A 19737-nucleotide genomic window follows, 5' to 3' on the forward strand; every position below is an offset into this window, starting at 1 on the left:
CTCTCCATCATGGTTGAAGACGGGACAGGCCCTTCCCCGGCCCCTCCCGCAAGCGGGAGGGCAGAATGGACGATCTTCCAGTCGTCATCGTCGGCGGCGGTCCCGCCGGAATGGTCGCGGGGCTGCTCCTCGCACGCGCCGGGGTGCGCGTCACCGTGCTCGAAAAGCACAACGATTTCCTGCGCGATTTCCGCGGCGACACGGTGCACCCCTCGACGCTCGAGCTGTTCCACGAGATCGGACTGCTGGGCGAACTTCTGAAGCTGCCCCACGCGCGCTTCGACACCGCGACGCTCGATTTGCTCGGGCGGCGCTACACCGTCGCGACGCTCGCGCATCTGCCCGTCGCCGCGCCCTATATAGCGATGATGCCGCAGTGGGACCTGCTCGACTTCATCGCGCGCGAGGGGCGGAAATATCCGACCTTCGACCTGCGCATGTCGACCGAGGCGGCGGCGCCGAGCTTCGACAGCGCAGGTCGCGTCGGCGGCGTGACGCTGGCGAGCGGCGAGACGCTCGCCGCGCGGCTCGTCATTGCCGCCGACGGGCGCCGCTCGGTGCTGCGCGAGGCAGCGAAGCTGCCGCTCGAGGACCTTGGCGCGCCGATGGACGTGCTGTGGTTTCGCATCCCGATGCCGGGCGACACGCCGACCGACGTGCCGCTCGGCACGATCGATACGCGCGGCATGCTCGTCGCCATCCCGCGTTCGGGCTATTGGCAATGCGCGCGGATTATCGAGAAGGGCGGCTTCCCCGCGATCGAGGCGAAGGGCATTGACGCCTTCCGCGGCGATGTCGTCGCGCTCGTTCCGGGCTTCGGCGCCGGGATCGATGCGATCGCGAGCTTCGACGACGTAAAATTGCTCTCGGTCTCGCTCGACCGGCTGACGCGCTGGTCGCGCCCCGGCCTGCTCGCGATCGGCGACGCCGCGCATGCAATGTCGCCCGTCGGCGGGGTCGGGATCAACCTGGCGGTACAGGATGCGGTTGCTGCGGCGAACGTCCTCGCCGCACCGCTCGCGCGCGGCGCCGACCCCGATCCTTTGCTCCAGCGCGTGCAGGATCGCCGCTGGACCCCGACGGTGCGGATGCAGGCGCTTCAGCGCGCCGCGCATCTGCGCGTCATCGAGCCGGTGCTGCGCGGCGACGTGACCCGTGTGCCTTTAGCGATCAAGCTGCTCGACCGCGTGCCCGTGCTTCGCCGCATGCCGGGCCGCGTGATCGGCCTCGGCTTCGGCCGCCAACATGTCGAATCCCCGCTCGCCAAGGAGTTTCAATGAGCAAGCCCTATGACGCCGTGATCATCGGCGCCGGCCACAACGGTCTCGTCTGCGCCTTCTATCTCGCGCGCGCGGGGCTCAAGGTACGCATCGTCGAGGCGCGCGATGTCGTCGGCGGCGCCGCTGTGACCGAGGAATTCGCGCCGGGCTTCAGGAATTCGGTCGCGAGCTACACGGTCAGCCTGCTCCAGCCCAGGGTGATCGCCGACATGAAGCTCGCCGATCACGGCTATCGCGTGATCGAGCGGCCGATCAGCAATTTCCTGCCTCAGGAGGATGGCGGCTATCTGAAGCTCGGCGGCGGGCTCGAACGCACGAGGTCCGAGTTCCGCAAGTTCAGCCTGCACGACGCCGACGCGCTTCCGGCCTATTATGACGCGCTTGAAAATGTCGCCGAGCTGCTCCGCGATCTCGCGCTCAAGGTGCCGCCGAATATCGGCGAGGGGCTGCGCACATTGATCGATGGAGCGCGGCAGGGGCGGCGCTTCGCGGGGCTGAGCCTCGAACAACAGCGCGACGTGCTCGACCTGTTCACCAAGTCGGCGCGCACGATGCTCGACAGCTGGTTCGAAAGCGAGGCGGTCAAGGCCGCCTTCGGTTTCGACGCGGTCGTCGGCAACTATGCCTCGCCCGACACGCCGGGCAGCGCCTATGTCCTCCTTCACCACGTCTTCGGCGAGGTGAACGGCAAGAAAGGCGCATGGGGGCACAGCGTCGGCGGCATGGGGACCATCACGCAGATCATGGCGAAGGTCTGCGAAGCCGCGGGGGTCGAGATCAGCCTCGAAAGCCCGGTCGCGAAAGTGCTCGTCGACGGAGACAAGGCGGTCGGGGTCAAGCTCGCCAGCGGTGAAGAGATCGCCGCCGCTCGCGTCGTCGCCAATGTCGGGCCCAAGCTGCTGTACGAGCGGATGATGGACGCCGCCGACCTGCCCGTCGATTTCCAGCGCCGGATCAAGGGCTTCAAGGCGGGCAGCGGGACCTTCCGGATGAATGTCGCGCTGTCGGAACTGCCCAGATTCACCTGCTTGCCCGAACCCGGCGAGCATCACCAGTCGGGGATCATCCTGGCGCCGACGCTCGACTATATGGACCGCGCCTTCCTCGACGCGAAGCAATATGGCTGGTCGAAGGCGCCGATCGTCGAGATGCTGATCCCCTCGACCGTCGACGACAGCCTCGCCCCCGAAGGGTGCCACGTCGCGAGCCTCTTTTGCCAGCAGTTCGCGCCCGAGCTTCCGGGCGGACGCGACTGGGACGACGAGGAAGAAGCCGCCGCCGATACGATCATCGACACGGTCGAGACATATGCCCCGGGCTTCCGCGCGAGCATCGTCGGCAGCACGCGCCTGTCGCCCAAGGGACTCGAGCGCAAGTTCGGCCTTGTCGGCGGCGACATCATGCACGGCAATATGACGCTCGACCAGCTCTGGGCGGCGCGGCCCGTGCTCGGCAACGGCGGCTATCGTGGGCCGGTGAAGGGGCTCTACATGTGCGGAGCGGGCACGCACCCGGGCGGCGGCGTCACCGGCGCGCCGGGACACAATGCCGCGAACGTGATCCTACGCGATCGGGGGCTCTTCGCGCCGCGGTGGCGCTGAGCGCGTCCGCGTCCACCAATAGAGCGGCAGGCCCGCGGCCATAAGGACCAGGCTCATCGCGCTGACGTCGAGTCCTGCCCCCCACAAGGTCCACACCGCGTAGATCAGCCCGAGCGCCGCGACCGGCGTCGCGGTGCCGAGGCGCAGCGCCGCGCCCGCGCAGGCGAGATAGAGCCACAGCGTTACAGAGGTCGACAGGACGAGCATCATGTTGAACATCTCGCTCGTCGACTTGCTGTCGTTGAGGATCACGCAGACGGTCGCGATCGCGCTCGACAGGATCAGCGCGTTGGCGGGGGTGCCGTGGCTGTTCTCGCGCGCGAACCACGCCGGGAGCAGCCCCTGCCGTGCGAGCGCCGCAGGAAGCTCGGCCTGTACCAGCGTCCAGCCGTTCAACGTTCCGAGCGCGCTCACCGCGGCGAAGGCGGCGACGAACAAGGCGGGCTCGTGCGACCACCAGGTTTCGACGAACAGCGAGAAGGGGGCGTTCGATTTTGCGACCGCGTCCGCGGGCAGCATCAGGATGATCGCCGAACAGACGATCAGATAGAGCAGGCCCGTCGCCAAGGTCCCGATCATCGTCGCGCGCGGGATAGTGATCGCAGGGCGGTCGACCTTGTCGGCGGCGACGCTCGCCGATTCGAAACCGAGCAGCGCCCATAAGGTGAAGATCGCCGAGGCGCTGACCGTGGTCCACGACAGGCCTTCGGCGGGGAAAGGGGTAAGCGCGACCGGCCGGTCGCTGGCGAACGCCAACGGGATCAGCACGATCACGACCGCGAGCGGCACGAGCTTCACAGCCAGGGTGGCAATCTGAAAGCGCCCCGCCGCGCGCGCGCCGCGCCAGTTGATCGCGGTGACGATCCAGATCAGCGCGATCGTCGCGGCAGCCATATGGTCGGCGAGGGCGGGCACGAAAATCGAGAGGAAGCTGACCGATGCGACCGCCAGCGTGACGTTCGCGGTCCACACCGAAATCCAATAGGCCCAGCCGATCATGAAGCTCGGCACGCGGCCGAAGGCGCGCTCGACGAAGCCCGTGGGGCCGCCCGCTTCGGGAAAGGCGACGGTGAGCCGCGCGAGCACCGCCGCGAGCGCGAGCGCGCCGGCGATCGTCAGCGCCCAGCCCGCGACCGCATTCCAGCCGAAGGGCGCGAGGCTCGCGGGGAGCAGGAACACCCCCGACCCGATCATATTGCCCATGACCAGCGCGACGCACATCGCGAGGCCGAGCTTCCCGCGCGGCCCCGCCTCATGTGTCATCGGGTCATTCTGCGGGTTAGAAATCCTTGCTGACCTTTAATCCTATCAGGCGCGGGCGGATGACATTGTCATAAAAGACGCCGCCGGTCGAACTTACGCCGTCGGGGTCGCCGCAGATCGATTCGCCGCACTGGACCGCGCTGTTCACCACGCCTCGGCTGTCGAACAGGTTCGTTGCGAACAGTTCGGCGCTCCAGTCGTCGCTCTTCACGCCCAGGCTGATATCGGCAGTCGTATAGGCCTTGAAATCGCCGACGATCGCATTCTCGAACGAGCGCAAGTCCGACCGGCGTTTTCCGATGTGGTTGACCGCAAACTGGACATGGCCGTCGAACCCGCCGACGGGGAAGTCGTAGCGCGCAACCGCATTGCCCTTGAACTTGGCCGTAACGGGCAAGTGCGTGCCGCGCGGCGCCAACAGCGCATTGCCGGCGGTCGTGCAGTCGAAATCGTCATTGGCGATCAGGCAGAAATCGCGGCGGATCGTCGCGTCGTTATAGCTTGCGCCCAGATTCAGCGAGAAACCGCCCTGCCGGTAGTTCAGGTCGGCCTCGATCCCGCGAATGCGCGCGATGCCGGCATTGCGAATTTCGGTCAGGCCGTTGGCGCCAAGGAAGGAGAGCTGGATATTCTTCCAATCCTCCTGATAGACAGCTCCATTGAACCGCAGCGGTCCCCAGCTCGTCTTCCAACCGATTTCATAGTTGTCGAGCGTGTCGGGACCATAGGGCGGCAGTGTCCCGCGCCGGTTGATCCCGCCGGGGCGGAAACCGCGCGACCAGGTCGCATAGACAAGCGCGTCGTCACTGACCTTGTAGGTCAGGTTCAGCTTGTGGATGAAGTCGGTGTCCTTGGTTCGCTTGTCGAGATTGGTGCAGGGCGATCCGGCGACGACGGGCCCTGCAAAGCAGGCCGCTTCGCCAGTACGGCTCGAATAGCCCGCCGAGTAGCCAAAGAAGCCGACGAGGCTGTTGTCGAACTTGTAGAGACGTCCGCCGCCGGTCAGCGTCAGCTTGTCGGTGATGTCGAAGCTCAACTCGCCGAAGGCGGCATAGTCGCGGTCGACGCGCAGCTGTTGGGTCAGCCAGATGTCGCTGTCCGTGCCCGTGACGGTGATCGAATCGGCGATATCGTCGATGATATAATTCTGTTCGATATTGTGCGACTGGCGTTGCCAGAAGACGCCGCCGATGAAGCGCACCCGCGCATCGGCGGGCGACGCGATGCGCGCTTCGAAGAAGCTCTTCTTGTAGCGGTCGATACCGTGGATATATTGGTTCGGGCTGACAAGATCGCCGTTGTTGTCATAGAAATAAGCGCCATAGCCATAGAGCGCATCATAGAAATAGGCATAGTCGGAATAGTCGCTGTCGACCACGGTCTTGCGGCGCAGGTGCCCGCCCGTGACGGTCAGGTCCCAGTTGCCGACCTTTCCCTCGATGGTGAGCGCGGCCTGCAGCCACTTATCCTCGCTGTCCTCGGGATTGTACTGGACCGTCTGCAGGTCCTTGGACACCGCGGAGCTACGCTCTTGCGCGAAACTGCCATTGGCTTTCTGGATCTGGCCCATGACAGTGGGACGCAGCGTCCAGTCGTCATCGAGTTCGATCCCGAGCGCGAGGCGAGCGCCATAGGTGTCGACGTCGTTGTAATCGTCTTTCACATAGGCGGCATTGTCCTGCGTTGCCGCAGCGGTGCCCTGTTCGTCGGCGAGCGACGGGTAGACGCGGCTGCCCGGGATATTGTCGATATAGCCGCCATCGTGGCGATACCAGCCGACGAGTCGGAGCGCGGCGCTGTCGCTGATCTTCGCGTTGACGAACCCCTCGGCGACGCCGCCGATGTCGCCGTGCGCGACGCTATTGAGCTCGAGTCCCATCGAGCCATAGGTGCCGCTGGTGTCGGGCTTGTTCGTGACGAGCTTGATCGTGCCCGCCATCGAGCTGGCGCCATAAAGCGTGCCCTGCGGCCCCGCGAGCGCCTCGACGCGCGCCAGGTCATAGGCGTGGATGTCGAGCGCGCCCTGGATCGTCGTGATCGGCATTTCGTCGAGATAGGTGCCGACGGTCGGCAGCGACGCCGAATGGTTGGCGTTCTCGCCGCTCGCGACGCCGCGGAAATAGACCTGGCTGAAGCCGGGGCCGAGCGTCTGGATCGTCACCGACGGCAGGAATTTTACGACGTCCTGGAATTCCTTGACCTGCAGCTCGTTGAGCTTCTCGGTGCCCAGCGCGGTGATCGCCATCGGCACATCTTGCAGATTCTGTTCGCGCTTCGACGCGGTGACGACGATGTCGTCGTCCTTGTCGCCATTCGCCTGCTGCGCAAAGGCCGCGCCCGTCGTGCAGAGCATCGTGCTCGCCAGCAGGACCGCACCGCTTTTTACTACCACTGCCCCTAACGTACGCATGAGACCCCCCTCACATGACAGCTATGTGACGCCAGAATGACGCGATGCAGCATAAGCGCAAGCATCTTTGCCTGTTGCCAGCCTCCGTTGGTCGAAAATGTCGGCTGCTGTTGCCGAAAGGCAACGAATGGACGCGGTGGTCAGCCAAAGCCGTCCGGCACGGCGGGATAGGCATCGAGCACCGGTCCTAGCGCCTCGCGAAGCGGGCCGAGCCATGCGTCGTAGCGCCGCCACTGGTCGACCCCGTCGCGGTTGATGGGCCGGCGCACCTGCTCGCTCGACGCGGTTCGCACCGCCCGGGCATTGGCATGGAAGGCGAGGCACGCGTCCTCGAACGGCAGGTCCAGAAAGGCGAGCATCGCGCGAACCTCGCCTTCGGGATCGTCGAGCAGGGCTTCGTGGATCACACGGTGTACGCGGCCCGGCTGTACCGCGTCGACATGCGCCATCAATCGCACATAATCGCGGTAATAGGCGCCCATGCTCTCCAGGCCATAGCTGAACGCCTGCCCTTTCGCATAATGCTGTCGGAAATTGGACCAACAGCAATCGAGCGGGTGCCGCCGGGCATCGATGATCCTCGCATTCGGCAGGATCAGGCGGATCAGCGGAACGTACAGCCAGTTGTTCGGCAGCTTGTCGAGATAGAAGGGTTCGCCGGTCCTGCGCTGCACCTGCGTGCGCCGCAAGAAGGCCCGCCCCATTTCGGCAAGCTTGTCGGCCGGCGCCTCCGCAAGCGCCTGGACCCAGTGCCGCCCCTCGCCTTTGGCTTCGCGTCCCAGGCCGAGTGCCAATGCCGGGATGTCGGGAAGCTCCATCGTTCCTTCGATCGACGAATGGCTCGCCAGTATCTGCTCGATCAGGGTCGAGCCGGCGCGCGGCATGCCGAGAATGAAGACGGGGTCCGGCGCGGGATCGCCCGCACCGTCGCGCGCCGCGAAGAATTCGGGGGTGCAGGTCGCGATCGCCGCGTCGACGATGGCTCGCGTTTCGGCGGCGTCATAGCCGAGCTGCTCCGCGCGGATCGCATTGCCCGCGGCAAAATGGCGAAAGGCGGGTTCGGCTTCGCCGGCATCGTCATAGGCCTTTCCAAGCGCGAAATGCAGGTGCAGCCGATCGTCGGCGCGCGCGTCACCGTCAGGTTCTGCGGCGGCAAGTGCCGTCTCCATTGCGGCACGGTCACCCGAATCGAAGCGAAGTGTCTTCAGGTTGGCGAGGCTCCACCAAAGCTCGCCCAACCCCGGATCGACGGCGAGCGCGTGGCGATAGGCCGCGATGCTGTCGCTCTGCCGGCCCACCGTCTTGAGCATATGGCCATAGCTCATCCAGAGCTTGGCGTGCGCCGGGAAGCGGGCTGTCAAGCTTTCATAGAGTGCGATCGCCTCGTCATATCCGCCGATCCGCCCGAGCGCCGCGGCTTTCAGGTTTGCGTACGCGGGATTGTCCGGATCGCCCTCCAGCACCGCGTCCAGTGTCTCGGCCGCTTCGGCATAGCGATTCTGCTTGTAATATACGGTGGCGAGGTTCGCGCGCGCCGCGCCGAAGCCCGGTGCCAGATCCAGTGCGCGCGTCAGCAATTTTTCGGCATCGCCATAGCGGCCGATACGGCCGGCGAGTTCGGCGAGCATGCGGATCGCCGCGACGTCGGTCGCATCCTGCTTCAGCCGGGCCCGCAGCGCGGCTTCGGCATCGGGCAGGCGATTTTCGGCCAGTGCCAGCGCCGCGTCGATCATCGCGGGGTCGTGGATTGCCGCGCCGACCGCGGCGAGCGAGGCGGCCTGCGCCTCGGTCTCCTGCCCAAGGGCCCGCAGGGCATGCGCGGCAAGGCGATGCGCTTCGGCTGCCATCGGCGCGGTCTCGACGATCGCGCGCGCCCGGGCCAGCGCGAGCCCCGGCTCCTCGCGCAACAGCTGGCGGGCGTTGGCGAGTGCGTCTTCGATCGAAACCGTCGCCATGCCCGCGCCGCTCACGCCTTCGATCGCGCCCGTGCGACCGCCCGCTTCAGCGTGTCGTAGCCGACCTGACCTTGCAGCAACTGGTCGCCGACAACCCAGGTCGGGGTCGCATTGAGCTGGAGCTGGCTTGCGATCGCCAGATTATTGTCGAGTTCGCGCTGGAACAGCGCCTCGTTCGCGGTTGCATCGGCGCTACCGTCCGTAACCACGCCGGCCTTGGCCGCCGCCGCCGAAATCGCCGCGGGCGACAGCGAAGATGCCGCGAACATCGCGTGGTGAAAGGCGTCATATCGGCCCTGGCGCGCGGCGGCGAGCGCCATCAGCGCGGCATCGCGGCTCTGCGGCGCGATGATCGGCAGCTCGCGGAACACGACTTTCAGGCGCTTGTCCTCGCGGATCAGCCGGTCGACGTCGGACACGCTCGCGCGGCAGAAGCCGCAGGCATAGTCGGTAAAGACGACGAGCGTGACGTCGCCGTCGGCATTCCCAGCCCACGCCCCGGCATAGGGCTTTTCAAGCGCGGGACGGATCGCGTCGATCGCTTTGGCCATTTCGCGGTCGCGCTGGGCTTCCAGCGCTTCGGGAATGATCTGCGGGTTTGCCTTGATATAATCGGCGACGACGGTCTCGACCTCGCTCCTGCTCATCCCGCCGCCGAAACGGCCGCCGAGCCAGAAGGCCACGCCGATCATCGCGAGCGCGCCGATCCCTGCCAGCCACAGCCGGGCTTTGCGATCGTCCATCATCCCCCTCTCGATTCGTTGCGGCGGCGGTGCGGCCATGGCTTTCGCGCGAGGCGGCGTCGCGGCCTTCGGTGCGGGCGGAACGTGCGGCGTGCGGTCGTCTTCGACCGCAGCGAATGCCGGCGCGCTTTCGGCGGGCGGCGGGGTGTCGGCGAACAGCGGCAAATCCGGCGCCGCCGGCTTGCTGGCGCGGGCTTCGGCTTCCTCGCGCGCAAGTAGCTGCTCCAGGCCCGACGGCGGCGGGGGCGGGGGGGCGCCCGGCGTCGGCCGCAGCTTCGTCGCGGCCTCGCCAAGTCCGTCCTTGCCCGCCTTTGCGGCTTGGCCGATTCCGGCTTTTGCCTTGTCGGCGACCTCGCCGATACCGCGCCCGGCTTCGCTCGACAGTCGGGCGACCTTGTCGCCGAGCGCCATCTTTTCCCACGCCTGGCCGCTGGCGCCCGCCGCCGCGCGTCCGGCTTTCGCCGACCCGCGACCCACCGCGCGCGCGCCGCGGGACAGGGCAGCGGCCGATGCAGCGGCCATCTTGCGCGTCCGGCGCGGGATTTCCATCGCCTCGACACGCGCGGGGATATCGGCGCGTTCGCCGGCGCGGATCGTCCAGTCGGCAAAAGCCCCGGCACTGCGCCGCAGCGCGGACCATGCGCGCGCGGCGCCATCCTTCACCTGTCCCGACCGGGGCTGCCGCGCGGGCGGTGGGGCGTCGGCCGGATAGCGCGACAGATCGATTCCGACGGGCGGCTCTTCTTTGGGCTTGGCCAGTCCCTCGTCGGGGCGCGGCGCAGCCCCCGGCGTTGGCGCCGGATCGCGCAGCCACGGCTGGTAATAATCGTCTTTCCTGTCGGTCACTTGTCGCCCTTGTGCATCGCATGGTCTGCGATGCGTCCCCGCGTTTCCCGCACGAATCTAGCGTCGTTTGCGCGTGCGTTCCACCTCCGCGCGCGCAACCATCGAAATATCCTGTGCACGAATCCAGTCGGGGCTGCCTTGCGGGAGGCCCTGCATCGCCAATTCGGCATTACGCAGCGCGAGCCCCGGCTGTCCACCCTCCAGGCTATAGCGTTCGGCCGAAGCGAGTGCCGCCCGCGCCTGATCGCCCTTGGCGGCATAGACGATGCCGAGCTGGTACCAGGCGAAGGGATTCTCGTTGTCGAGCGCGACCGCGGTCTTCAGCACTTTTTCGGCTTCGGCGAAATTCTCGGGATTTTCGGTGGCGATCAGGGCGTGGCCCAGCGTCGCGGCGATCAGCGGCGCCGAATGCGATTTGGCGACCGCCTCGCGCAGGGGCGGGATGGCATCCTTGGGCCGTCCGGACTCGAGCAGCACCTGGCCTTCGAGTTCCAGGAAATAGGGATCATGGGGATCGACCTTCAGCAGCGCGTCGACCTCGTCGAGAGCCTTTTGCGGATAGGCGCCCTTGTGCCAGGCATAGGCGCGCGCATAGTGCGCCGGGATGCTGTTGTCGCTTTCGGGATAGTCGCGCAGCGTCTTTGCCGGCTCGGCAATATAGCCGACGAGCTTCGCCTTCACCCGCTGGAACCGGCGTTCCAGATCGGGGTCGTTGGGCTTGTCCCACGCCGGGTCGGCGACATAGCCGTCGCGCAGCGCCTGGATCCGGTCGCCCGACAAGGGGTGGGTGCGGCTGTAGGTCGCGTCGTCGTCCTGGCTTACCGCATAGCGGAATTCCAGATTCTGCAATTTCTTGAAAAAGGCCAGGCTGCCGCGTCCGCTGATCCCGGCTTTCGACAGATATTGCGCGCCCGCTGCGTCGGCGGTCGCTTCCTGCACCCGGGTAAAGGCCAGGAACTTGCCGAGCGCGGCCTGCTGCCCCGCCATCATCACGCCCATACCCGCTTCGCCGCCGCCGGCAGCCATCGCCGCGGCGCCGAGCAGCAGGCTGAGCAGCGAAATGCCCGTCGCCGCCTTTGCTCCCTCGTTCACGCGGATCGCGTGGCCACCCATGATGTGCCCCAACTCGTGCGCGAGCACGCCCTGAACCTCGTTCGCGGTGTCGGCGGCCTCGATCAGCCCGCTGTGGACATAGATATCCTGGCTGCCCGCGACGAAGGCGTTGATGCTGCGGTCGCTAAGCAGGTGGACGCGCACCTGCCCGGGCCGAAGTCCCGCGGCGACGGTGAGCGGGTCCATCATGTCCTGGAGCAGCGCTTCGGTTTCGGCATCGCGCAGGATCGATTGCGCAAGCACCGGACGCACCGCGACCGCGAGCAACACGACGAGGGTGAGGAAAAGCCGCGCGAGCGGGCGCAGGGCATCACCCCCGTGCAGGAAGCGCGGCTGGAAGGTCCGGGTCATCGACACCGGTCTTGCACCCCGCGCCTGAACCGCGACTGAAGCCGGGCGGCGTCGGTCGCGGTCGGGCGCGGGAGGGCAAGCGTCCCGGTCATCGCGGCATCAATTGCCGAACGTGCGCTGCCACCAGCCGCGGCGCGGTTCGCCCGTTGCGTCGTCGGTGTCCCCTTCGGCCGGCTCGGTTTCGGCCGGCGCGGCGTCGACCGGGGTCGCTTCGGCGGCAGCGGGCTCGGCCTTGCGGCGGCGACTGCGTGCGGGCGCCTTGGCGGGTTTGGCTTCGGGCTCGGCGTCCGCTTCGACCGCCTCGACGGCAGGCGCTTCGGCGGCGGCGGCCTTCTTGCGGCTCGCGCGCTTCTTCGGTGCGGGCTTCGCCTCGGGCTCGGCGTCGTTCGCGGCGTCGGCAGGAGTGTCCGTCGCTTCGGCCTCGGCCGCTTCGGCGGCAGCCTTGGTCTTGCGCGGGGCGCGCTTGCGCTTCGGCTTTTCCTCGGCGGCGGGTTCAGCCTCGGGTGCTTCGGCAGTTTCGGCCTCGGCGACGGCTTCGGCGGGCGCTTCCGTCGCCGCTTCGGCCTCGGCCTCTTCGCTCTTCTTGCGGCGTCCGCCGCGACGGCGCTTCGGCTTCTCGTCCGCCGGGGCTTCGGCTTCTGCCTCTACGATCGCGGGAGCCTCTTCGGCGTCGGCCGTATCGTCACCCTGGTCGGAGTCTTCGGCATCGGCCGCTTCGCCGGCTTCGCTGCCCTCTTCGTCACGGCGGCCACGGCGCCCACGGCGGCGGCGGCGGCGGCGTTTGCGGCCTCCCCCTTCGCCGTCACCGTCGCTATCTTCGCTTTCGCTACGCGCCGGACGTTCGGCGGCCTCTTCTTCCTCTTCGTCTTCTTCTTCGACGATATCGTCATCCTCGTCCTCGGTCAGCTCGATCGGGGCGAAACTGCGGCGCTGGGTCGGGGGCGGGCCGCCGACTTCGATCGCCATGCGCGCGCCTTCGGTTTCGCCGTCGGGCAGGATTTCGACCGAGACGCCGTACAGCTCCTCGATCTCGCGCAGTTCGCGGCGCTTTTCGTTGAGGAGGTAGAAGGTCGCCTCCTGGCTCGCGCGCAGGATGATCTTGCTGCCCTTGCCGCGCGCGGCTTCCTCTTCGATCAGGCGGAGCGCGCTGAGCCCCGCCGACGAGGCGGTGCGGACGAGGCCCGTGCCCTCGCAATGCGGGCACGGCCGCGTCGAGGCTTCGAGCACGCCGGTGCGCAGCCGCTGGCGGCTCATCTCCATCAGGCCAAAGCCCGAGATGCGGCCGATCTGGATGCGGGCGCGGTCGTTCTTCAGCGCTTCCTTCATCGCGCGCTCGACCTTGCGGACGTTCGAGCCGTGATCCATGTCGATGAAGTCGATCACGACCAGCCCGGCCATGTCGCGCAGGCGCAGCTGGCGCGCAATCTCGTGCGCGGCTTCCAAATTGGTGCTGAGCGCGGTCTGCTCGATATTATGTTCGCGCGTCGACCGGCCCGAGTTGATGTCGATCGACACCAGGGCTTCGGTCGGGTTGATGACCAGATAGCCGCCCGATTTGAGCTGCACCACGGGGTTGAGCATCCCCGCAAGCTGGTCCTCGACGCCATAGCGCTGATAGAGCGAGACCGGGTCGGCATATTGCTTCACGCGCCGCGCGTGGCTGGGCATCAGCAGTTTCATGAACTGCTTCGCCGCCTTGTAGCCCTCCTCGCCCTCGACGAGCACTTCCTCGATGTCGCGGTGATAGATGTCGCGGATCGCGCGCTTGACGAGGTCGCTGTCCGAATGGATCAGCGCCGGCGCGCTGGACCCCAGCGTGTTTTCGCGGATCTCGTCCCACAGCCGCGCGAGATAGTCGAAGTCGCGCTTGATCTCGGTCTTGGTGCGGCTCATCCCGGCGGTGCGGACGATGCACCCCATCGACGGCGGCAAGTTCATCTCGTCGATGATCGCCTTCAGCTTGCGGCGGTCGGCGCCGTTCGAAATCTTGCGGCTGATCCCGCCGCCGTGCATCGTGTTCGGCATCAGGACGCAATAGCGGCCGGCAAGCGACAGATAGGTGGTCAGCGCGGCGCCCTTGTTGCCGCGCTCTTCCTTGACGACCTGCACCAGCATCACCTGGCGGCGGCGAATGACGTCCTGGATCTTGTATCGGCGGCGCAGCGACATGCGGCTTTCGCCATTGTCGTCGTCGCGGCGCCCGCGTCCGCGGCCCTTGCGGCCCCGCCCGCGCCCGCGCCCGCGTCCGCGGCGATCGTCCTTGGCCTCTTCGGCATCGTCGCCTTCGTCGCCCTGGGACTCGCCGTCGCCTTCGCCGGCGTCTTCCTCGCCGTCCTCGCCGACCGTGACCGGGGCGGGAGCGTCGCCATTTTCGTCCTCATGGCCCTCGACCTCGGCGACATCGCCTTCGAGTTCGTCGAGATCCTCCTCGGCGCGCATCGCGGCCTCGGCGGCGTGTTCGGCCTCTTCGCGCAGCAGTGCGTCGCGGTCTTCCTTCGGAATCTGGTAATAGTCGGGGTGGATTTCGCTGAAGGCCAGGAAGCCGTGGCGGTTGCCGCCATATTCGACGAACGCCGCCTGCAGCGACGGTTCGACGCGGGTGACCTTGGCCAGATAGATATTGCCCTTGAGCTGTTTGTGCTCGGCGGACTCGAAATCAAACTCCTCGATGCGGTTTCCCTTGGTGACGGCGACCCGGGTTTCTTCCCGGTGACGCGCGTCGATCAACATACGCGTGGTCATTATTATCACTCCAGGCGCGCCGCGGCGCGCCAAACAAAAAGGCCGCAGACGCCCGGGACGGGCGGATGCGGTCGATAGGGTTCGAACGGAAAAAGACGTTATTGCCGCGCGGGGCCCGCGTCCGGTGCTGGACGCGCATGCGGTCCTCCGCCGCGACAAGCGCGGGGGCAAAGGCGCCCGCGTCGCGGAAAGAAGAGGGCATGGCAAGCCTCATGCGGCATCAACCTGTTTCGGGGCGACCGGAGGGCGGGGCGGTCCATCGGAGCGTCCGCCGCCCGGTCATCCGGGTGGACTGGCGGCTTGTCCGCCCATCCTGTCCGGCGCCGGGGTGCGCGATCCGCGATTCGGCGGGACCGGGCCTTCCCCTCGTAAGGCCGGACGGCGGATTGGACGCCGTCAGTGGTCGCGGTGCTAGCATCGGTATGGACCCACGGCAACCTCAACCACCGCAATAAGATAGGATGGAGGGGATGTGTTGCAATCCCGCCGCGTTCCCGCGCGGTGCCGAAACATGCTGAAGGCTCGGTTAACCTTGCCGGTTGACCGGCATTTGACACCCGATGGCTAACAGGCGGTTCATCGTCTTTCGCGGCCGGGGGCTTCATGATTTCGAATAAGCACTGGACCATCGCGCCCGCCGGGCGGCATAGTCGCGTCATGGGTCTGCTCTTTGTCCTGTTGGCGGCGTGGCTTTACGCGCCCCTGGCTCACGCGGGCCAGGTCGGCGCTGTCGAGGTGGGCGAGGGGCGTGTCGTGGTCCGCTTCGACGGCCTGGTGGCGAGTGCCTCGACCTTCCTGCTTGCCGGTCCCGACCGCATTGCCCTTGATATCGCCGGCGCGCAGGCGGGGGCGTCGGCAGGCGGCCGCGGCGTCGTGCAGGCGGTACGCCAGGGGCAGCGCGATCCGGCCACCGCGCGGATCGTGCTCGATCTGGCGCAGCCCGCCCTGGTGTCGGATCCGCGCTTTGCCGACGACGGCCGCAGCCTGTCGTTCAACCTGCGCCCGGTGTCCGCCGACGAATTCGCGCGCGCCGCCCGCACGCCGCGGATCGAACTTCAACCCCCCGCGGCTTTCCGCGCCAAGCCGCCGCAGAAGCGGTACAGCGTCACCGTGCCGATCGGGCAGCCGAAACCCGCGCTGCCGCTGCCGAAGGTCGAGGGTCCCGACAATGATCGCCTGCCGCTGGTCGTGGTCGACGCCGGGCATGGCGGCCACGATCCGGGCGCGATTTCGCCGCATAGCGGGCGGCGCGAAAAGGACATCACGCTCGCGCTCGCGCGCGCGGTGCGCGATCAGCTCGTCGCGAGCGGCCGGGTGCGCGTGGCGCTCACCCGCTCGGACGACCGCTATCTGATGCTCGAGGAACGCTATGGCATCGCGCGGCGGCTGAAGGCCGACCTCTTCATCTCGATCCATGCCGATTCGGCGGAGAATGAAGACGCGCACGGTGCGTCGATCTACACGCTCTCCGAAGTCGCCTCGGACCGCGAGGCCGCGAAGCTGGCCGCGCGCGAGAACAAGGCGAATATCATCAACGGCGTCGATCTGGGCGCGCACGACGGCGACGTGTCGTCGATCCTGCTCGACCTGACCCAGCGCGAAACGATGAATGTCGCATCCGACTTTGCCCGCCTGCTCCAGCGCGAGGCGTCGGACCAGGTGCATTTCCGGACCGATGCGCACCGCTTCGCTTCCTTCGTCGTCCTCAAGGCGCCCGATACGCCGTCGGTGCTTTTCGAAACGGGGTTCATCTCGAACCAGGACGACGCCGACTTCCTGGCCTCGAAAGCCGGGCAGCAAAGGATCGCCCAGGGGGTGCGCAAGGCGGTGCAACTCCACTTCGCCCGCCAGATCGCGGCGGTGGCGCGCTAAAGGTTTGCGGCGGTTTCGGGGTGGCCTGTTGCCCTTGCCGTCTTCAGGCATGGTGGGCGGGTCCGCGTCGTCGTTTCAAAGTTCAGTAAAGGTCAGCCTTATGCGGCCGTCGATGGGTCGCGTTCGGTGAACCGTGACCGCTTTGCCGACTTGCCGGAAGAGCCGGGACGAAGGCTGGCACAGCCGAACAATGTAGGACAGCGGTTTTTGCGGCGGAGGTCCGATTTGGGGTGGGACGCGGACTGTCCCCTATCCGTCATCCCGGCGCAGGCCGGGATCTCAAGCTAGCGGATTTCGGCACCGGCGAGATCCCGGCCTTCGCCGGGATGACGATGAGGTAAAGGTCCACCTCCGGTCGCAAGCGGCCACTCCGCAAAAGTTAGTCTTGACTAACTTTTCTCACGCCGCCAGCTTCCTGCCTCTGACGGCGGGAGGGGCGCATGGCCTGGAGCAACTGGTCGGGTAGCGTGCGCGCATCGGCGGCGGTGGTGCGGCCGCGCGATGAAGGCGAACTCGCCGCGGTCGTCCGCGATGCCGGCAAGGTGCGCGCGGTCGGGGCCGGGCACAGCTTCATGCCGCTTTGCGAATCGCAGGCCCTCATCGTCGATCTGACCGACATGGCGGGCAGGCTCGCCATCGCGCCCGACCGCCGCTCGGCGCGCATTCCGGCAGGCTGGAGCATCAAGCGGCTGACCGCGGCGCTGTGGGACGAAGGGCTCGCGCTCGCCAACCAGGGCGACGTCAATCCGCAGTCGCTTGCGGGCGCGATGGCGACGGGTACGCACGGCACGGGGGTGACCCTCGGCTCGCTGTCGACCTTCGCACGCGGCTTCCGGCTGATCGGCGCCGACGGCGAAGCGCGGTGGTGCGACCGGCAGACGAATCCCGATTTGTTCGAGGCGCAGCGGCTGTCGCTCGGCCTGTTCGGCATCGCGACCGAGATCGACGTCGATGTCGTCCCCGCCTTCCACCTCGCCGAGCGGATCGAGAAAAGGCGCTGGTCCGACGTGCGCGAAAGCTATGACGAACTCGCCGATCAGCATCGCCACATCGAATTCTGGATCTTCCCGCACGCCGACGCCGTCATCCTGAAGACGCTGACGCCGTGCGACCCGTGCGACGCGCCCGCCTCGACCAGCGACGTCGACGAGGCGACGTTTCGCCGCGTCCTCGACATCGCAGCGAAGCTGCCGTTTCTGACCCCCTTTCTCCAGCGGTTGATGATGCGCACGCGCTTCGACGGGGAGCGCCGCGGCCCCGCGCACGCGATCTTCCCGTCCGACCGCACGGTCCGTTTCGAGGAGATGGAATATGAGCTGCCGCGCGGGGCGGGGCTCGCCGCGCTCGATGAGGTGATCGGCTGGATTCGCGCGAAGCGCCTGCCCGTCGCCTTTCCGTTCGAATATCGCACCGTCGCCGCCGACGACATCTGGATGAGCCCGATGAACGCGGGGCCGGTCGCCGCCATCTCTATGCACCAATATGCGAAGATGCCGTGGGCCGGGCATTTTGCCGGCGCCGAGGCGATCTTCCGCGCGCATGGCGGGCGGCCGCACTGGGCGAAGCGCCACACGCTGACCCGCGCCGACGTCGATGCGCTCTATCCGATGGCCGAACGCTATCGCGCGGTGCGCCGCGCCGCCGACCCGTCGGGCACATTCCTTAATCCCCATCTGGAGGCGCTGTTTTCATGACCGACGATCTGACGCTGCACGCCCATCTGATCGGTCGGCAAGGCTCGCGCGCCGACCTTAACACGCCGGTGCTGGTCGTCGACGAAGGCGCGCTCGATCGCAATATCGCGGCGATGGCGGCGCTGGCGAAGGCGCGCGGCGTCGACCTGCGCCCGCATGCCAAGACGCACAAGAGCGTCGACATCGCGCGGCGCCAGGTCGCCGCTGGCGCGATCGGCGTCTGCTGCGCCAAGATCGGCGAGGCCGAGGTGCTGGCCGATGGCGGCATCGCCGGGATATTGATCACCTCGCCGGTCGCCGCCCCGCGCGCGATCGAGCGGCTCGCCGCGCTCGCGGCCCGTGCCGACGGGCTGATGGCGGTGGTCGACCATCCCGCGGTCGCAGCGCGGCTCGACGCGGCGCTCGGGCAGGTGCGCGCGCGGCTCGACGTCATCATCGACATCGACCCCGGCATCGCGCGCACCGGCGTCGTATCGGCCGAAAAGGCGGTCGCGCTCGCGCAGGCGATCGCCGACCTGCCGAATATCACCTGGCGCGGCGTGCAATATTATTGCGGGTCGCAGCAGCATATCGAGGATTATGCCGAACGCCGCGCCGCTATCGTCGAGCGCACGCAATATCTGGAAAGCGTCATCGCCGCGCTGACCGACGCGGGCTTCGCGCCCGGAATCGTTACCGGATCGGGCACCGGCACGCACCGCATCGACCTCGACCTCGGCGTCTTTACCGAGCTTCAGGCGGGCAGCTATGTCTTCATGGACAAGCAATATCTCGATTGCGACCTCACCGGCGACGGCAGCACGCCGTTTGAAACCGCGCTCGGCGTCGATGCGCGGGTGGTGAGCGCCAACCATTCGGGGCTCGTTACCATCGACGCGGGGTTCAAGTCGCTGTCGACCGACGGCGGAGTGGCTGTGGTGCGGCGCGGAGCGCCCGGGGACGCCGTCTTCGCTTTCATGGGCGACGAACATGCCGCGCTGGTCGCGCCGGGGATCGGCAAGGCGCTCGCGCCCGGCGATCCGGTGACGCTCACCGTTCCGCATTGTGATCCGACGGTCAATCTCTATGACCACTACCATGTCGTCGACGGCGACACGCTCGTCGCGATCTGGCCGGTCGGTGCGCGCGGCCGGGCGCGATGAAGCCGCCACCGAAGCAGGCGCGGGCCGCGGCGACGCGCGAGCGGCTGCTCGACGTCGCGGGCACCCTGCTCGCCGAGGTCGGGGTCGACCGCATTTCGACGAACATGATCGCGGCGCGCGCGGGGCTCAGCCCGCCGGCGCTCTACCGCTATTTTTCCGACAAATATGCGGTGATCGAGGCGCTCGGGCACCGCCTGATGGCGCGGCAGAATGCGGTGCTCGACGCGTGGGTGGCGCGTCATGCGCCCGCCGGGATCGCCGCGATGGCCGACCATGTCGCCGACCTGCTCGCCGAAACCGCCGCGGTGACTCGCGCCGAGCCGGGCGCGGTGTGGATCCTGCGCGCGCTCCACGCCGCCCCCGCACTCGTCCACGTCCGGCTCGAATCGCATCGCCGCGTGACCGACCGCCTTGTCGCGGCCTGCGCACCGCACCTTCCAGCCGTCGAGCCGGACAGGTTGTGGCGGCGGTTGCGCATCGCGGTCGAACTCGGCTTTGCCGCCGACGAAATGCTGGGCGAGGAGGATCGCCTGTCCGCCGATGCGGTCCTCGCCGACGTCGCCGCGATCCTCGGCGGCGCGCTGCGCGACTTGGCTCCCCTCCCGCTTGCGGGAGGGGGCATTGGGTGAACCAGTCCCCGGCTGGTTCACCCAATGCCGGGTGGGCAGAAACGGTCCGATCTCCCACCCCGCTGCGACTAGCGAACAGGTTCGCAAGTCTCGCTG

General features: G+C 67.5%; 12 protein-coding genes. 6 read left to right on the forward strand and 6 right to left on the reverse strand.

Annotation, left to right across the window (positions count from 1 at the left end):
• Nucleotides 1-65: 65 nt before the first annotated feature.
• Nucleotides 66-1280, forward strand: coding sequence for an FAD-dependent oxidoreductase (locus tag AC58D2_RS05040; RefSeq protein WP_497387922.1), 1215 nt, complete (start codon nucleotides 66-68; stop codon nucleotides 1278-1280).
• Nucleotides 1277-2881 (forward strand): phytoene desaturase family protein, encoded by a 1605-nt coding sequence (locus AC58D2_RS05045; RefSeq protein WP_497387924.1) that lies wholly within the window; start codon nucleotides 1277-1279, stop codon nucleotides 2879-2881. Before AC58D2_RS05040 ends, AC58D2_RS05045 begins: the two co-directional genes overlap by 4 nt.
• Here AC58D2_RS05045 and AC58D2_RS05050 read toward each other — a convergent pair.
• The 6 genes from AC58D2_RS05050 to AC58D2_RS05075 all read right to left on the reverse strand — a co-directional run bounded on the left by AC58D2_RS05050 (nucleotide 2843) and on the right by AC58D2_RS05075 (nucleotide 14304).
• On the reverse strand, nucleotides 2843-4144 hold the full coding sequence (locus AC58D2_RS05050; protein WP_497387926.1) for an amino acid permease: 1302 nt from the start codon (nucleotides 4142-4144) through the stop codon (nucleotides 2843-2845). The genes AC58D2_RS05045 and AC58D2_RS05050 overlap by 39 nt on opposite strands.
• 16 nt (nucleotides 4145-4160) lie before the next feature.
• The gene (locus AC58D2_RS05055) at nucleotides 4161-6554 is read right to left on the reverse strand and encodes a TonB-dependent receptor (protein ID WP_497387928.1); all 2394 of its coding nucleotides are present in this window, start codon (nucleotides 6552-6554) and stop codon (nucleotides 4161-4163) included.
• A gap of 140 nt (nucleotides 6555-6694) precedes the next feature.
• Nucleotides 6695-8509: a tetratricopeptide repeat-containing sulfotransferase family protein gene (locus AC58D2_RS05060; protein WP_497387930.1), complete on the reverse strand. Its 1815-nt coding sequence runs from the start codon at nucleotides 8507-8509 to the stop codon at nucleotides 6695-6697.
• 11 nt (nucleotides 8510-8520) lie between these two features.
• Nucleotides 8521-10098 carry a DsbA family protein gene (locus AC58D2_RS05065; RefSeq protein WP_497387932.1) on the reverse strand — a complete coding sequence of 526 codons (1578 nt, stop codon included), beginning with the start codon at nucleotides 10096-10098 and terminating at the stop codon, nucleotides 8521-8523.
• A gap of 57 nt (nucleotides 10099-10155) precedes the next feature.
• A complete protein-coding gene (locus AC58D2_RS05070) occupies nucleotides 10156-11562 on the reverse strand; it encodes a M48 family metalloprotease (protein ID WP_497387934.1) in 1407 nt (468 codons plus the stop codon).
• Between the two features lie 99 nt (nucleotides 11563-11661).
• Entirely contained in the window at nucleotides 11662-14304 is a 2643-nt protein-coding gene (locus AC58D2_RS05075; protein WP_497387936.1) for an Rne/Rng family ribonuclease, read from the reverse strand.
• A gap of 603 nt (nucleotides 14305-14907) precedes the next feature.
• On the opposite strand from AC58D2_RS05075, the gene AC58D2_RS05080 reads away from it, so the two are divergent.
• From AC58D2_RS05080 to AC58D2_RS05095, 4 genes are all read left to right on the forward strand, one after another.
• Nucleotides 14908-16176 carry an N-acetylmuramoyl-L-alanine amidase gene (locus AC58D2_RS05080; RefSeq protein ID WP_497387939.1) on the forward strand — a complete coding sequence of 423 codons (1269 nt, stop codon included), beginning with the start codon at nucleotides 14908-14910 and terminating at the stop codon, nucleotides 16174-16176.
• 440 nt (nucleotides 16177-16616) lie between these two features.
• Nucleotides 16617-17870: a D-arabinono-1,4-lactone oxidase gene (locus AC58D2_RS05085; RefSeq protein WP_497387941.1), complete on the forward strand. Its 1254-nt coding sequence runs from the start codon at nucleotides 16617-16619 to the stop codon at nucleotides 17868-17870.
• Entirely contained in the window at nucleotides 17867-19012 is a 1146-nt protein-coding gene (locus AC58D2_RS05090) for a DSD1 family PLP-dependent enzyme (protein ID WP_497387943.1), read from the forward strand. Before AC58D2_RS05085 ends, AC58D2_RS05090 begins: the two co-directional genes overlap by 4 nt.
• Entirely contained in the window at nucleotides 19009-19641 is a 633-nt protein-coding gene (locus AC58D2_RS05095; protein WP_497387945.1) for a TetR/AcrR family transcriptional regulator, read from the forward strand. Before AC58D2_RS05090 ends, AC58D2_RS05095 begins: the two co-directional genes overlap by 4 nt.
• Nucleotides 19642-19737 lie beyond the last annotated feature (96 nt).

The sequence above is a fragment of the Sphingopyxis sp. CR5 genome, assembly GCF_059693785.1.